The organism is Parabacteroides merdae ATCC 43184 (assembly GCF_025151215.1).
Lineage (GTDB): Bacteria > Bacteroidota > Bacteroidia > Bacteroidales > Tannerellaceae > Parabacteroides > Parabacteroides merdae.
Genome location: NZ_CP102286.1, coordinates 3,923,220 through 3,939,873, shown reverse-complemented (window position 1 = coordinate 3,939,873; position 16,654 = coordinate 3,923,220). Strand labels below are relative to the sequence as shown.

Genomic DNA, 16,654 nt, shown 5'->3' with positions numbered 1-16,654 from the left:
AACTTTTTGTACATTCTCACTTGTCCCAGAACGGAGCCTGAACAAGTGTCGGGTCTTTATCTATTTGATCTTGATAGATCGGATACCAATAGAATTTACGCTCGTAGACACGTTTGATATATTGCGTGCGCTTGAAGAATGCAGCAGCATCATTTGGATCATCCGACAGCTTCGTTCCACTGAAATTCATACCATACATAGGTTGATTCAACACTTCTTCCGCTTTCTTCCAACGACGGAGGTCTAAATAACGCAAGCCGTTTTCACAGCAAAGTTCTACGCGACGTTCATGATAGATCGCTTCGCGCACCTCATCCTGGCCGTTCAATGGAATTTTATCAAAGCCATTACTATCCTTTCCGGTTCCATACTGCGGCATACCGGCACGTTCACGAATCAAGTTCAGATACTTCAAGATGTCAGGATTACCCGGATCGCACTCATTCAAAGCCTCGGCATAATTCAGATAAGCCTCGCCCAAACGGTAAAGGATACCCGGACGATACGGGTGTATACCGTTACGCTGGTTTTGATCCAATGAGACTTTCTTACGGTTCAGATAACCGTTTTGCGGAGCGTCATGCGTAGGGCCGCCGTCTTGTTCGTTCGACATCATTTGTACTTCACGTTCTGCCTGATGATACCACTGACGATTCCACATCACCGTCAAATAGAAACGAGGTTCACGACCGACATACATATTGTAAGTGCCGGAGGCAGCCACTTGATTATAGGTGCAACCATCTGCACCAACCGAGTCGACTGTAGCTCCCGGACAATTACGGTAAAGATTGTACTTAGTTTTACGGATATCCTTTTGCGCAGAAAAACCGCGTTCCGTATAGCCGGATTCCTTGTTGATAATCGGTTTTCCATAATTGCCATCATAACCGGTAATCGGAAGGGAACCATCCTTCATGGCGAAGGCATCGACCAATGTCTGATAGACACCCAAACCGCCGTTACCGGAAGCTCCACGCGGAGTAGCATGTTTTTCAAACTCACTGAAATTACAGTCGGAACGGATGAACAGAGCTTCAGGATTCTGATCGCCGCGCAGGAAAAACACATTATAACAAGACATGAAAGGATCAATACTGCCATCGGCATTATATTCACGTACCAAATCATGACCGGCAGCATGTGCTGCTTCGATCAACTCCCGGTTAGCATCAGCGGCACGTTTCCATTTTGCAGGATCGTAAGTTTGGCTGAACCGGAATTTACCATCATAATTTTTGAAACCTGCATACCATTCGTTCCCATTTACCAACGGACTTGCAGCAAACAACAACATACGGGCACGAACCGCCAAACACATGATGGAAGTGGCACGGCCATAAAATTGTGTAGATTCATTCAAGTAAGAAGCCGGAAGTTTCTTGGAAAGGTCAACCAACTGTGCATCAATCCAATCTACCATTTCATCGAAAGGCATTTGTCCACGCATCAAATTCGGATCATTCACATCTGCCAGTCCATCGAAAAAAGGAACACTTCCATAAGCTTCAATCATTTGCCAATAATAATAGGCAATCAAAAAACGACATTCATCCTTCATCCGTTCGATGTTAGCCTCACTCACCCCCTGATCCGGCAAAGCGTGAGCATTTTCAATGAAAAGATAAGCCGAACGAATACGAATCGGGTTCGCACTCCAAATGGCAGCATCCCAGGTCGAACTAGTAAACCACTGTCCGATGATGAAGTTCAGTGAATTCCCCCACCATTGATACCAACGCTGCGACGGATCCAAATCATCCCCCATCGAGTCATACCCCCAAACTTTCAACAAATCCCAATAATTATCTGGAATACGATTATATACACCTGATAACCAATCCTCTGTACGAGTTCTATCATTGAAGACCATTTCCATTGTCAATGTATCATCCGGAGCATTATCCAAATAGTCCGAACAACCACACATAAAAAGACTTGAAAAAGCTATCGTTATGTATTTAAACAGTTTCATGATTCTATTTTTATAAACTTAAACTCAAATTAGAAATTAACATCAATACCGAATGAGACAGATTTCATAATCGGGTATTTCGCACCGTTCTGCGTATCAAGTTCCGGGTCCCAGAGATCAAAAGCCGAGAATGTCAATAAATTTGACCCTTTAGCATACAGGCGGATATTTTCCAATCCGATCCGACTCATCCAACGTTTGGGCAACGTATATCCGACTTCTATATCCTTCATACGCAGCATGCTCATATTACGCAGCCACCAAGTCGAATTCTGGCTGTTGTTCGTATTCGCCCCATAGCTTAGGCGCGGATAGAAAACATCTTCGCTCGGATTTTCCGGAGTCCAGCGGTCATTGTAGTTAGTCAAGACATTGCCCATTGCACCTTGTGAAGATCCGGGCAAGAAGTTCGAAGCCACACCACCGATGAAACGATGAGTCTTACCGTTTCCTTGGAAAAAGACATTGAAATCGACCTGCTTATAACGAGCTGTCGCCCCGAAACCATAAACAATTTCCGGATTGACCGTTCCTCCCATGGCAACCTCATCCTTATTTGTGATCGATCCGTCACCATCAATATCCACATATTTAATATCACCGGGACGCACACTGTTAAACGTATGCGACGGAATACCTTCTTTCAACACCAGATCCCCTTTATCATTAGTAACAAAATCATCTTCCGTAAAGAGCCCGTCTGCCACTAACCCGAACAGTTCGTTCACAGAATGTCCCGTCCGTTGGCGGTTCGTTCCCATAACACCGAGCGCTTCATCCATTTCGACAATCGTATTGTGAGCATATGTAAACGTACCTCTAAAACCGATATGTAAATCTTTTGTAATCTGTTGGTTGTAAGTCAGCGACAAATCCACACCGATATTATCCACCTTACCATAGTTTGCCCACGGCGTTTTGCGGAATCCGGCTGCCGACGGAATGTTGTTACGCTGCATAAAGATGTCCCGACGCTGCTCTTTAAACCAATCCACTTGCAAATCCAAGGCATTCCATAAACCTATTTCGGTTCCGACATTCAGTTTCTCAACCGTTTCCCAAGTCAGATTCATCACCCCAAATTCTCCTTCAAAACGGGAAGCACGGTTATAATCGTTGTTGACTCCCCATTTATAACTGCCATCCGTATCAATGGTCGGCAAAAAGGCAAAACGACGGCCATCCAACTGGTCATTACCGGTCAACCCCCAAGAAGCACGGAATTTGATCTTAGAAAAAGTATCTTTGTATTTCTCCATGAATTTTTCCTCTGAGAGCATATAGCCGACAGCCACAGAGGGGAAGAAACCAAAGCGGTTCCCTTTCGTGAAGTTTTCGGAGCCGTTATATCCAAAGTTAAATTCGGCAATGTAGCGATTGTCATACGTATAGGAAGCACGTCCGGCGATACCCATGCGGCGGAAAGGGACGACATTGCCGTCCTGATAGTCGCGTTGGTTATAAAGAAACATGGCGTTGACGGCATGTTTCCCATCAAACGTACGATCGTACGTGATATTTCCTTCCAAGTAAGTAGCCTTATTACCCCATTCGCCTTTGTTTTCCGTATCGAGGAACTCCTGTCCGTCCGTTCCGACACTCAGCAGTAAGTTACCTTCCTCATCACGGCCCGTAGCCGGATTGTAGTAGGTTGGTGTGCGATGCCGTTTCACCCACGACTTCGAATAGCGGTCAAAAGAAAACAGACCTTTGAATTTCAAACCGGGAGTAATAAATTTCAGATCTTGTTCAACCGAGAACAATGATTCAACTTTGGAACTGGATGTTGTCTGATAACCATGTTGTGTTGCTTCTGCCCATGGATTAGTTCGTTCCCGGACACGTACATCACGTCCCTCTGAATATTGGATCGGATGAACGAATGGAGGCGTTTCAAATGCATGATTCCAGACATCCTGTCCACTGACAGCCATACCGTTCTGTTCTTGCAGGTAACCACCGATACTAATGCCCACAACAGTCGTCTTCGTCACATTGATATCCACATTCGAACGAATATTATATTTGTTCAAGCGTGTAGACGAATCCCAATCCTTACTTTCATCCCGAACAAAGATGCCTCGTTCACCATAATACGATGCGACCAACGCATAACGAAGGATATCGCTACCACCGGTAATAGTCAAATCTCCACGCGTATTGGAAGCCATGTCTTTCGATACGGCATCCAACCAATTGACATTCGGATATAACTCCGGATCTACATTATTACGGTAGTTGTTGATCATTTCCTCTCCATAAAGCGGATTCGGATTACCGGCATCCATATACAATTCATCCATCAAGGAAAGATAATCTACCGAACCGATATAATCAGGCAACTGTGTCGGCTTGGTAAAACCTTGTTCCAAATGGAAATTGACTTTCGGTTTCCCCAATTGACCTCTCTTCGTTTTCACAAGGATGACACCGTTTGCACCTCGTACGCCATATACAGCACTAGCCGCTGCATCCTTTAGTACGGAAAACGATTCGATTTCGGCAGCCGACAAGTCATCCAGCGTACGCTCAATCCCATCGACCAACACCAATGGCGAAACACCAGTCCCCTTAAAAGAAGAGATACCGCGAATCCAAAAATCCGAACCATCAGATCCCGGTTCACCATTACGTTGTACGGCAATCACACCAGCCAATTGTCCTGCCAGATTGTTAGACACGGCACGGGTAGTCCCTTGTTGTAACTGAGCAGGCTCTATCGCCGTGATAGAACCGACTACAGAAGCTCTTTTCTGAGAGCCATAGCCGACAACCACCACTTCATCAAGGCTATTAGACTCTTCTGACATATTGACATTGATATTGATTTGTCCACCAACCTTCACTTCTTGCGATTCAAAGCCGATATAACTGAAGACTAGCACTGCATTCTTATCGGGAACGCTGATAAAATAATTTCCATCGATATCCGTAGTCGTACCGATAGTCGTACCTTTGACCAATACGTTGACTCCGGGCAAAGGTTCCTGTTGGGCATCTCTGACAGTTCCGTTGATTGATATTTTTTTCTCTTGCTGCGTTTTTTCCTCTTTCCTGATAATCATCACCTGCCTGTCGTTAAGGAAATACGTCAGATTCGTACCATCCAAAACTTCCGATAAGATTCGGTCAATGGTTTTATTCTTAATATTCACATCGACATTCCGGTATAATTCCGCACGAACTGCGTCAGAATAAAAGAAACGATATTCACTATTTTTCTCAACAGATGCAAAAACATCACTGATCGTTGCGTTGGATAATTCCAATGACAAACGCGTAGACTGCGCATATGATTGTTCAGCCCAAAGTACAGGACTAGGAATCAAAAATAAATTTGCGACTACGCATGCTGTGTACAAATTTCTTTTTAATTTTTGATATTTCATGATAGCATAAATTATTAAAAAAAATCACATGATTCATATTACCAAATACTTGGTTTCAATTAAACTTCACTTTGTATGTTTTCTCATAGGCTTTTTATTATTTATGAACATATTCTATTTTTATTACTTCATCCCGATGGCTAAAAGAAATAGAGAGAGTCCGTTGAAGTGTCTGCAAGACTTGGTCAATGTCATCAAACAAGACCAAATTACCCGAGCACTTTATCTGCCCAATCTCCATAGGGCAGTCAAAACGGACACGATAATAGCGTGATAAGCTGTTCAACACCTTTTGTAAACTTTTCTCATGAAATTGAAGTACACCATCTATCCATGAGATATAATCATAAACATCAACGTCCTTGACGGTCATTTCTTCTTTTTCAACCATCAGACATTGGTTAGGTTGAATTGTCTGTCCATTTCCCTGGTTATTCTTAACAAAGACGCTTCCTTCTTTTAATACGACAGTCTGGAAAATTTCGTCATCATACGCAGTAATCCCGAAAGAAGTACCTAAAACCTGTACTTCCATTTGATTCGTTTTAACATAAAAAGGCCATTGGGGATGTTTGGCTACTTCAATATAGATTTCCCCGTTCACATAGAGCACTCTTTTCTCTTTCTCGAATGTTTCAGGAAACTGCAATACCGTTCCTGAATTAATCCATACTTTTGTCCCATCAGACAAGATCAATGAAGATCGTCGCCCATTTGGGACACTCAACATGTTCAGATGTTCGTCTTCTTTTTCCTGCTCAGAATGTTGCTTTCGATCAATTGATTTTATTTCTATTTCAGCAACTTGTACATTACCCTTTTTATCGACTGAAATTGTAGAATTATCCGTAACCTGGATTTTTTCCTTTGACAAATGAAGTCATTACTGTCCCGTAAAAGTGGATAAATAGTTCTTTGAAATAATTGAAATATAGTCTATTAGATACTACTTTTTAGGCGCGACGATTTGAAATCATACCTTTGAGGTCAATTAAGGTGACCTCAAATGAACCAAGATAAATATGTTTTCGCTCAGTTAGTAGAATTCTTGAACAATGATAAGTTCAGAAGACTTGTAGACAAGTATGATGGCAATCGTTATGTGAAACATTTCACTTGCTGGAGTCAGTTACTTGCAATGATGTTCGGTCAACTCAGTAATCGTGAAAGTCTTCGTGACTTGATTGTAGCTTTGGAAGCACATCAAGGAAAGCGTTATCATTTGGGATTGGGTCGTGAGCCCATTGCCAAAACTACGCTTGCATCTGCCAATCAGAATCGGGATTACAGAATCTTCGAAGATTTTGCTTTCTATATGATGAAGGAAGCATGTGAAAAACGATCGACTCACATCTTGGATATTCCAGGAAGGAAGTATGCGTTTGATTCCACTACGATTCCTTTATGTTTGGCTATATTCCCTTGGGCGAAGTTCCGTAAGAAAAAAGGTGGAGTTAAGGCTCATGTCCTTTATGACATAGAAGCACAACTTCCAGCCTTTTATACAGTAACTACAGCATCCAGGCATGATTCAACAGAAATGTCCGCAATTAATTATGAGCCAAATGCTTATTATATATTTGACAGAGCGTATGACTCGTTTAAAGAACTTTATCGGATTCATCTTACAGGTTCTTTCTTTGTAGTCAGAGCGAAGTCTAATCTGAAATGCAAGTTCTGTAAATGGAAGCGTAGAATGCCGAAGAATATCCTTTCAGATGCGGAAGTGAAACTGATAGGGTACACTTCTGAAAAGAAGTATCCTGAATCATTCAGAGTCATCCGTTTCTATGATGAAGAGGATGATCGTGAATTCACATTCCTGACGAATGCCAAACACATATCTGCACTTGATGTTGCCAATCTTTATAAGAAAAGATGGTTCGTGGAACTTTTCTTCAAATGGCTGAAACAACACCTTAAGATAAAAAGGTTCTGGGGTACTACCGAGAATGCGGTTCGAATACAGATTAGTGTTGCTATCATCACCTATTGTTTAGTAGCTATTGTACAATATGATATGCAACTGAATCGTTCAACTTATGAGGTCTTGCAGATTCTTAGCATCTCATTAACAGATAAAACGCATTTACAAGAGCTGTTTAATAAGACTAATTTCAATGATGTCAAAGAACAATTTAATCCCCTTATTCCGGGATTATTTGATTAATTAATAACTCGTCCCGATTTTAACGGGACACTAGTGAAATGAAGTTCAACTTCTTTTTGTTCCGGATCCACTTTGACATCAGCTAAGACCGAAGTGCTCAATTCCACATTCGACACTTCTTGATACTGCAAGTATAAAGATCCCAAAAAACAGAATATCAACAAGCAAGCAGCCGCAAACAGCCAACTCAACCTAATATATTTAGGCTTACGGTGTTTCTCGTAATTATCCAGAATTCTTTTTTTCAATGCAGTCTTTTCCGCAAAGGCAAGTCGTACGTGGTTGAATTTAAGTCGGCAAACCTTCTCTCTAGCCAACATCAAAGTCTCCGCTTCTTCAGGATAAAGTGACAAATAATTCTCCTTCCATTGTTTATCCGATTCCTCTGTAGGAAACAGACACCAAAGAATAAAAGATTTGTCATGTAACAATTGGTCTATATTTTTTCTATGTCGCAGTTCTTCCACTTTGAGTTTGTTTTACCAAAAGACAAAAGAACGCCCCAAATGACCCCATCTTATTCGTTAAACACTGTTAACGATCAATTTTTCTTTTATCTTGACATAGTTCTCCCAAAATTTCGTCTATTCTTTTACAATCTACAACAACATAAAGAACCCGCGTATGGACGCCTGAATCGAAAGTTTAAATAAGAAGGAAATGAAATAACGAACAGGCGTCCATAAAGGAAAATCAAAAACTGAACTTTGCCCCCGCATAATAGGTGCGGGGAGTTCCCGGACCGTAAATATAGCCGGAGTCACGGGTTGCCCCTTTGTCGAAGTCATTCTGATAGGAATCGAACAGGTTCTGGATACCCAGATTAAGTTGCAAAGTCATGGCTGTCGTCAACCTGAAATCATAGCTCAACTTGACTCCCAATTCAAAGAAATCCGGACTCTTCACCAAAACATCCGCCGTCCCATTCACTTCAGACATCAGATGAGGTACATACATTCGCCCGGTATAATTACCGTTAAACGCTATTGTAAACGGTTTTACCGGTGTATAGGATGCAGTGAAATAACCGTACAGATTCGGAGTACGCAAAATTTTATCGCTATACCGCTCCGCATCCGTCAAATGTTCCTTATCCGCGCTCCATTCCTCTGGTTCGTCATATAAACTCCGTTGTACCGTTATACCTGCCTGTATCTGTACTTTATTCCTCCAGACAATTTTTCCCTCCAGCGTAGAACCGTACACCTTTGCCCCCGAACCGTTGCTGCGAGTCTGCACCAGCGAACCATTTTCCGATTCTACAGGGGCTGACAAGACAAACGGGTCACTCAATTTCGTATAGAATCCTTCCAGTAACATATTCACCTGGAAATCTCCAAAATAATGATACCAGTCGACAGACCCGTTCACGCTCCGCGAACGCTCTTCCTTCAGATTCGGATCCCGCACGATCGAGACGCGCGCACCTCCGACATTACTGATATGCAAATCTTCGTCAAAGGCCTGCGGGGCACGGAAACCTTCGGCATAGCTCAACCGGAGATTGACGTCGGCTGTCGGATTATAGCGCACATTGGCACGTGGACTGAAAACAGCCTTATCCATAATGCTGTTTTTATCGACACGCCCACCGATAAGGAAGCTCCATTTATCATTTTTCCACTCGTTCTGTGCATAGGCACTCCATACGTTTATGATCTGATGCAAGGATGCCGGCGTATATTTTTCGATCAGTTCCTGCAAATGCTGTCCGGTAGCCGTCGGATCTTCCGCCAGGGCCGCTTCCCGGTACTTCTGCTTGTCGGTGGCACGATCGTCCAGATCGTCGTGACTGAACTCGATACCTCCCGTCAGATCGGCAGGCATGAAGAGGCATTTGTCAAAACTGTAGATATACTGCGCTCCCGTCACTCCTGTGAAATCCGTCGTCCGGCCATATGCGCTGTAATAACTGTCACGGTGGATATGCTGTCCGGACGCATAGAAGCTGAGGTTATGTTTCTGGTTCGGAGTGAAAAGATTAAACTTCAGGCTTCCCGTATTAATCGAATGTTGTAACTGTTCGACAAGCCCGGCCTCACCTGTTCCGTTGAGCTCGGGGTCTTCGGCGATATGCGGCGGAAGTTTCATTCCACTACCGCCTCTACGATATTCTTCCATATGATGGTATTCAATATTCAATTTGGAGTAGGCACTGGTCTTATAGAAGCCGTTGAAACCAATCGTCTGATTTTTCAGCTTTGGAAGCTCTGAAAAGCCGTCTCCATTCGAATCCCAGGCCGAACGATAGCGGTTTTGCCCATAGATATAAGCTCCCATCTTATTGTCAGAAGATACCCACGAGAGGTTGAGGGTCGTATTGTTATCATACGCTCCAGATCCGTCCAGATTAGAGATCGTATGTCCAAAGGAACCGGAATTGCGAATGGGCTCTTTCGTTATGATATTGATTGTTCCGGCGATAGCCGACGAACCGAACAAAGCAGATCCTCCGCCCCGTATCACTTCGACCCGTTCGATCATATTGGCCGGAATTTGTTCCAATCCGTACACGCCAGCCAATGCGGAGAAGATAGGACGGGAATCAATCAATATCTGTGTATATTTTCCTTCCATACCGTTGATGCGGACTTGCGAGTAACCACAGTTCTGGCAATCGTTTTCGACCCGGACGCCCGGTTGGAAAACCAGCCCTTGTGCTAATGTCGTGGAGTTGGTCTTTTCGAACACGGTCGGGCTGAGTACCTTCACCAGGGTAGGCGCCAGACGGCGTTTCGTCTCGTTGCGGTTGGCAGAGACGACCACTCCTTCGAGCGATATCAAATCTTCTTCAAGCTCGAAATTCAGTTCCTGCGTCTTTCCTTTTCCGGTCGTTACTTTTTTCGTAACTGTCTTGAAGCCGACAAAAGAGACTTCGATCGTAAACTCTCCTTCGGGGAGATTTTTTAACATATAATGCCCGGAGTCATCGGTCACGGAACCGATCGTCGTTCCTTTCAGGATGATCGTTATTCCCGGCAAATGTTCACCGGTCGCCTTATCCACGACATGCCCAAAAATATTGGCATCCGTAGGGCTCGTCACTTCTTTATCATTTTTATAGGTGTTTGCCATTATTGCCGAAACGGCATAGCAAAGGCATAGGAAAAGTATATAAATTTTGTTCATTGAGATGTCTTTTAAAAATTAATAATATAGGAAGTGGTAGGTATACAGAACTGCCTTGTTCCCACGTTAGACGCGAGATCACATAAAAGCCGGCCATAAAAACATCTGGTTGATAAGGCATGTTCTTTTACGGTCTCGCCGCAAGATGCAGGGACAAGTAGATTTTTGACATACCGTCATTAATTATTAAAAAAGACAAATGGTGGCGCACGAAGCGAAACCTTCCCCAGGACGGGACGAAGGTGATCCGGATAAACCGGACAGGTGGATAAAACACAAAATGTTGCAAGAAACGCAGCAATCAGCACTTGTGCAAAAGCAGCACCGCTGATTTGAATAGTCGAAAGTTGGTGCAGCAACTGAAACTCGGCGTAGTTATGTTCTTTCTTGGGAGTCCCGTCGTCATTTTTCTGATAGGGATGGGAGTGGACGATCGTCACCCCGTTCACTATATGAACGTGGGTAAAAGCTATCAGGCATCCCAAATACGATATGAAAAGTAATGGGAGCGCAATCCTTAAATATTTCCTTAATCCTTCCATTTATCGAGAACTATAGACATAACAGCCATTTAGGTGACAAAGTTCGCAAATTTAACGATAATATCCAATCCCTATTTACAGGTAAAACAGACCTCCATACTACCTACATATAGTCATTTTCAGGATCGAGTTATCGGTAGAATACATTCAAATAAAAAAGGCCTCTCTCACGAGAAGCCTTCTTCGATTTTAGTTTCGTTGTCTATGCAAATTAGCAATTATGATTATATCTGATTATTTTAAATTGAGGCAAAGATAGAAGGTGGAAAAGAAATATAAAATCACCATAAATAACTATTCAGCAGGCCGTAAATACCTACAAATAGGTAACTTCATATTCCTTTTCTCGCAGCAATCGAAGTGATGGTTAGCCTTTCAGTTTCAACAAAAATTTCGCTCTGTCGACAATATAGCGGATATGCGTGCCTTCGCCGATCACATCTGCCGAATCCCTGGCAACCAACGAGAAGGTCAACTTTCGCCCTTCCACCTCAACCAGCGTCGCTTCCGCATGCACTTCCTCACCTTCACCGGAAGGACGAACATGTGTCATGTCCATTTTAGCACCGACAGTAGTCGCCCCTTCGGGGAGTTCAGCCGCTACGGCCAACATTGCCGCATTTTCCATCAATGCTACCAAAGCCGGCGTTGCCAATACAGGCAAATCTCCCGATCCCATCGTCAATGCAAAATTATCCGGCTGCACGACAGTCCGGCTGATATGTTTCAATCCTTTTTCCAACATAGTCACTTCATTTTTAATCGTTCCACATTCTGTTATTCTTTCACGGAGTCTAACGAATCCGGCGCCAAAAATAATGAATTTGTTTTTTAATCCGTTTTTTGTACAGACAGACTTTTTTCATACCTTTGCCACAGTTTTGGTTTCACGGCTCCCAACCGCTACGGGAGGCGTGATGAAAAGGGAATCAGGTGCGAATCCTGAACAGACCCGCTGCTGTAAGTTCCTCTCCAAATCTTTGAATACGCTACAAGCCACTGTCCGTCACCGGATGGGAAGGCATTCAAAGACGGAACAAGTCAGAAGACCTGCCAAAACAAACATAGTTTTAAAGCTTTCGGGAAATAAAGCTACAAAACATCGAGTCAAGTCATTCTTTATCCCCTTACATAAAGATATCATTTCTCCTTGTGTGTATTCCCTTAAGCAAGTCATGAACACTATATCAAGGATTAAAATGAAAGTCTTTGTACATGTATTCCTTTTGCTTGTCTGCCTGTCGCAACTAAGTCTGACGGCACAAAACAAAATTACGCTCTCCGGGAAAGTCACCGATCAACAAGGTACGCCCCTGTCGTTGGTAACGATCGCCGTCGAAAACACGGTCTCCGGCACTTATACAGATGACAGTGGGCTTTATTCCCTACAAGTATCCCCTGGCAAACACACATTCGTCGTCTCCTCCTTAGGATACCAAACGATCAAAACCTCACTCGACCTTCATCACGACAAAACCCTCGACTTCAAACTGGAAGAAAGTTCCGTAAGCATAAGTCCAGTGGAGGTGTATGGGAAAACACAATCACAACAGGTAAGAGAAAGCGCACTTTCGGTTAATGCTCTTGACGTTAAGCCTGTCATTAATTCACTTAATAGCCTGAATGAATTAGTGAATCGTACAAGCGGTGTCAAAATACGCGAAGAGGGAGGCGTAGGTTCCGATTTCGACCTCTCGATCAACGGTCTGTCAGGTAATTCCGTCCGCTATTTCATAGACGGTGTTCCCTTGGATAGCAAAGGAAGCTATGTGACGCTCGCCAATCTGCCCGTCAACCTGATTGACCGAGTGGAAATCTATAAAGGCGTAGTACCAGCCTCATTGGGGACGGATGCATTAGGCGGAGCTGTCAACATTATCACCCAGGCAGAAAAGAAAAGTTTCATGGACGCTTCTTATAGCATCGGTTCCTTCCATACACATCGTGCCAACCTGAACGCACAGTTTATGGAACGGCACACCGGATTGGTCGTGCGTCCTGCCATCGGTATCAGCTATTCGAAAAACGACTACCGGATGAAAGACGTGCAGATGCGCAATGAGACAGGTGATCAATTCATCTACGGCAACCCAAAACGTTTCCATGACGGCTATTTTTCGCTATTGGCACAGATAGAAGCTGGAATCACAGGTAAGTTTTGGGCTGACGAATTTTTCGTTTCCGCTTCCTACTCCAAAACAGACAAGGAACTGCAGACCGGATCCATACAAACCAAAGTTTATGGTATGGCTGAACATAATTCGGATGCATGGAACGTATCGGTTCGTTATAACAAATATAATTTCATGACCGAAAGCATGACATTGAAAGCAACTTTGTCACATACATGGGATCATTCCATTACTATCGATACAGCTTATCGGAAATATTATTGGGATGGAGGCTATATCGTGAGTCAACGCAACGAAATCAGAGGTAATGAACCTTCTATACGTCATTACAAACGCCCTCTGACTATCGTGCGTGTCAATTTGGATTACCAACTGGACGGACATCACGGTCTTAACCTGAATTATCATATGAACCGGACCGGAAATGATCGCTATGATGATTTGGACCAAAGCTTCGAACCATCAAACGATGCAGTTACCAAACATATCATCGGACTGACCTACAGCCAGTCGTTTTTTGATGGGAAAATGCAGAATATATTCTTTGCCAAAGATTATGTGAATCACCCGAATATCCGGCAGACCGACCAGTCCACCGTGACGGGATCGGACAAAGTGCAAGGTTCTACTACCAAAAATTACTTTGGATATGGTACCGGACTGCGCTATATGTTCTTCGACCCATTAGCGGTAAAGGTTTCTTATGAACACAGCGTACGCTTGCCCATCGCCCGTGAATTGTTAGGCAACGGAACCACCATTTATGCAAATGTAGCGCTGAAACCAGAAAAAAGCAACAACGTCAATCTCGCCTTGTTCGGCACATGGCATCCTGCCGGCAGACATACTATCTATTACGAGGCAAACGGATTCCTACGTTATGTGGACAATTATATTCAAACCTCCGTCATTGAAAAAGAGGGTATGATGCAGTTTGTCAATGATCCAGCCGTCCATATCAAAGGCGTAGAAGGGGAAATTCGTTATGATTGGGACGGTCGATTACAACTCATGGCCAACGTCAGCTATCAAGACGCCCGTGACCAACAAAAATACAAAGAAGACGGCAAACCATCCGCCACATACGACAACCACGTACCCAACCGTCCCTGGCTATTCGGCAACGCGGAGGCGAGTTATACGTTCCACAACCTCCTACTACATGACAACAAGCTACGTTTAGGCTGTACATTCCAGTGGGTACATTGGTATTTCCTAACGTGGGAAGCCTATGGCAACCGCGATACCAAAGCCCGTATACCCTCACAGCATATCTGCAATGCCAATATCACCTATTCATGGAAACACGACAGCTACAACATCTCACTGGAATGTTCTAATTTCCTCGACGAAACAGCTTATGACAACTATAAACTGCAAAAACCCGGACGCGCATTCTTTGCAAAATTCAGAGTATTTATCAATTAACATTCATATTTAAAAACAAGAAAAAAATGAAGAAGTTCAAATTTGCATTACTCACCTTCATGACAGCCCTGATCTCAGTTGGTTTCACGGCTTGTTCTGATGACGATGATTTGAAAAACGTGTCTGTGACCGGTGTCACGATCACTCCTACCACATTAACACTAAAAGCAGGAACTACAGGAACACTGACTGCGACTGTCGTTCCTGAAAATGCAGCTGTTACAACTGTCGCTTGGAGCAGTTCGGACACGAATATCGCTACAATAGAAAATGGCATTGTAACAGCAATTTCCGAAGGTTCGACTACAATCAAGGTAAAAACGGACGACGGTGGATTCACTGCCACTTGTGAAGTGACTGTAACCAACGATGCACCTGCCTTCGACGAAAGCAAGTATCATTTCGACCTGTTTCTGACCGTAGGAAAACATGGCGGCATGAGCAGCAAGAACACGACGGTTGTCAACAGCGTCAATAAACTGACAGCCGATATGGGGACTATCACTGTTAAAGGTGAAGGAACCGAATTGGGAGACTACTCGATGGAAAGCATCTCGAAAGGGAAATATTACTATCAGATCCCTTCAAGCAACGACCGTTTCGTAAAATATCAGATCAAAGATAACAAAGTAATAGAATGTGCATCATCTCCCTTTAAGACAAATACATACAAAGTACGCTCCTACACCCATGCCTGGATAGATGACAACACGCTTGTTGTCATGGCTGCCAACGGCGATGCAAGCAAGATCATCTGGAGTAAGCTGAACACCGATAATATGTCGATTCTAGCAGAAGGCACACTGGACATCCTACTACCGGAATCAGAGGTTACAGGAGAAGAAACAAAGAAATTCACCACATCGGGCATCCTTACCTATAATGAAAAAACGGGAAAACTGTTCTATTTCTATTACGGGAAGAACGGTCTTTCAGGAAAGAGCGGCAAAACCACTACTGCTTTTTATACAGCAGTGCTCGATCCTGTCACTCTGGCGGTAGAAAGCAACAAGCGCAACTCGCTTGCCCGAGAAATGGCGGGAAGTGCCTACGGCGAATTGATGCAAGACTGCGTAATGTATGATGAAAGCGGTAACCTCTACCTCGCCGCAATCACCGAAAAGGGCGATTTGGAACAAGGACACCTGTTGCGTATCAACAATGGTGAAATCGATTTCGACGCCACTTACGAAGGATATCCGAATGCAGACGGTAAATTGCTCACCATCCAGTATTTGGGAAACGGCAAAGCTCTAGCTTATGCACGCAACGATGCTGCTGGTACAGCAATTGACAGTTACAGCCATTATTATTCTATCATCGATCTTGCTACAGGCGAAAGGACACGTTTGAGCTATGAAGGAAAAGAACTCGCTTACAGTGGCGGCCGTTTCTCACAGCGTTCTGTCGTCTTCAACGAGAAAGCCTATTTCGGTGTGAACACTGAAGTCGACACTAATGCCATCATCTACATCTACGATACAAAGACAGGAGTTGTAGAAAAGGGAGCAGAAGTAGCCGGCGAATTCTACTTCGACATGATCCGTGTGATAGAAAACGATTGATCCATTCCTAATCTGCCTGTATCTATATTTTAAATAAAAAGGTTGTGCGGGAACAAGACTGTTTCGGCACAACCTCTTTCACCAGAATTGATTAGTTTCAGGGGCTTGTTAGCAGGAATATCGCTCCTCATCACGATTCTTTCCGACAAATAAATCATTCTGCCCTTTACATTCATACCTAAAAATAGGTAGGACTTTTTTCATCTATCCGCCCAAAAGATACATTCCGAAGCAATACCCGATAAACAGGCCGACAAAGCATTGATGCCAGAGAACCTTTCATCTCTAACTCTTATGTTGATCAGCCTCTTTTGGATAGCTATC

General features: G+C 43.6%; 10 protein-coding genes and 1 riboswitch. Of the genes, 3 read left to right on the top strand and 7 right to left on the bottom strand.

What is annotated here, in order from left to right; genetic code table 11:
- Positions 1 to 16: 16 nt before the first annotated feature.
- The 3 genes from NQ542_RS16065 to NQ542_RS16055 form a co-directional block, all read right to left on the bottom strand.
- Positions 17 to 1,975 (bottom strand): RagB/SusD family nutrient uptake outer membrane protein, encoded by a 1,959-nt coding sequence (locus NQ542_RS16065; RefSeq protein WP_005633013.1) that lies wholly within the window; start codon positions 1,973 to 1,975, stop codon positions 17 to 19.
- Positions 1,976 to 2,004: 29 nt separating this feature from the next.
- Positions 2,005 to 5,364, bottom strand: a complete 3,360-nt coding sequence (locus tag NQ542_RS16060; protein WP_005633011.1) for a TonB-dependent receptor — start codon at positions 5,362 to 5,364, stop codon at positions 2,005 to 2,007.
- Positions 5,365 to 5,461: 97 nt separating this feature from the next.
- Positions 5,462 to 6,238, bottom strand: coding sequence for a FecR family protein (locus NQ542_RS16055; RefSeq protein ID WP_005633010.1), 777 nt, complete (start codon positions 6,236 to 6,238; stop codon positions 5,462 to 5,464).
- Positions 6,239 to 6,370: 132 nt separating this feature from the next.
- Here NQ542_RS16055 and NQ542_RS16050 point away from each other — a divergent pair, with 132 nt between their 5' ends.
- Positions 6,371 to 7,534, top strand: a complete 1,164-nt coding sequence (locus tag NQ542_RS16050) for an IS4 family transposase (RefSeq protein ID WP_005636919.1) — start codon at positions 6,371 to 6,373, stop codon at positions 7,532 to 7,534.
- Here NQ542_RS16050 and NQ542_RS16045 read toward each other — a convergent pair.
- From NQ542_RS16045 to NQ542_RS16030, 4 genes are all read right to left on the bottom strand, one after another.
- Positions 7,531 to 8,001: a hypothetical protein gene (locus NQ542_RS16045; protein WP_005633131.1), complete on the bottom strand. Its 471-nt coding sequence runs from the start codon at positions 7,999 to 8,001 to the stop codon at positions 7,531 to 7,533. The genes NQ542_RS16050 and NQ542_RS16045 overlap by 4 nt on opposite strands.
- A 226-nt stretch (positions 8,002 to 8,227) precedes the next feature.
- Positions 8,228 to 10,663, bottom strand: a complete 2,436-nt coding sequence (locus NQ542_RS16040) for a TonB-dependent receptor (protein ID WP_005633130.1) — start codon at positions 10,661 to 10,663, stop codon at positions 8,228 to 8,230.
- Between the two features lie 179 nt (positions 10,664 to 10,842).
- Entirely contained in the window at positions 10,843 to 11,205 is a 363-nt protein-coding gene (locus tag NQ542_RS16035) for a hypothetical protein (RefSeq protein ID WP_005633128.1), read from the bottom strand.
- 367 nt (positions 11,206 to 11,572) lie between these two features.
- A complete protein-coding gene (locus NQ542_RS16030; RefSeq protein WP_005633127.1) occupies positions 11,573 to 11,950 on the bottom strand; it encodes a thioesterase family protein in 378 nt (125 codons plus the stop codon).
- Positions 11,951 to 12,070: 120 nt separating this feature from the next.
- Positions 12,071 to 12,277, top strand: a riboswitch (cobalamin riboswitch).
- A gap of 127 nt (positions 12,278 to 12,404) precedes the next feature.
- On the opposite strand from NQ542_RS16030, the gene NQ542_RS16025 reads away from it, so the two are divergent.
- Positions 12,405 to 14,765 carry a TonB-dependent receptor gene (locus tag NQ542_RS16025; protein ID WP_036724440.1) on the top strand — a complete coding sequence of 787 codons (2,361 nt, stop codon included), beginning with the start codon at positions 12,405 to 12,407 and terminating at the stop codon, positions 14,763 to 14,765.
- A 26-nt stretch (positions 14,766 to 14,791) separates the two neighbouring features.
- Complete coding sequence (locus NQ542_RS16020) at positions 14,792 to 16,330, top strand: Ig-like domain-containing protein (protein WP_005633126.1); 1,539 nt, start codon at positions 14,792 to 14,794, stop codon at positions 16,328 to 16,330.
- Positions 16,331 to 16,654 lie beyond the last annotated feature (324 nt).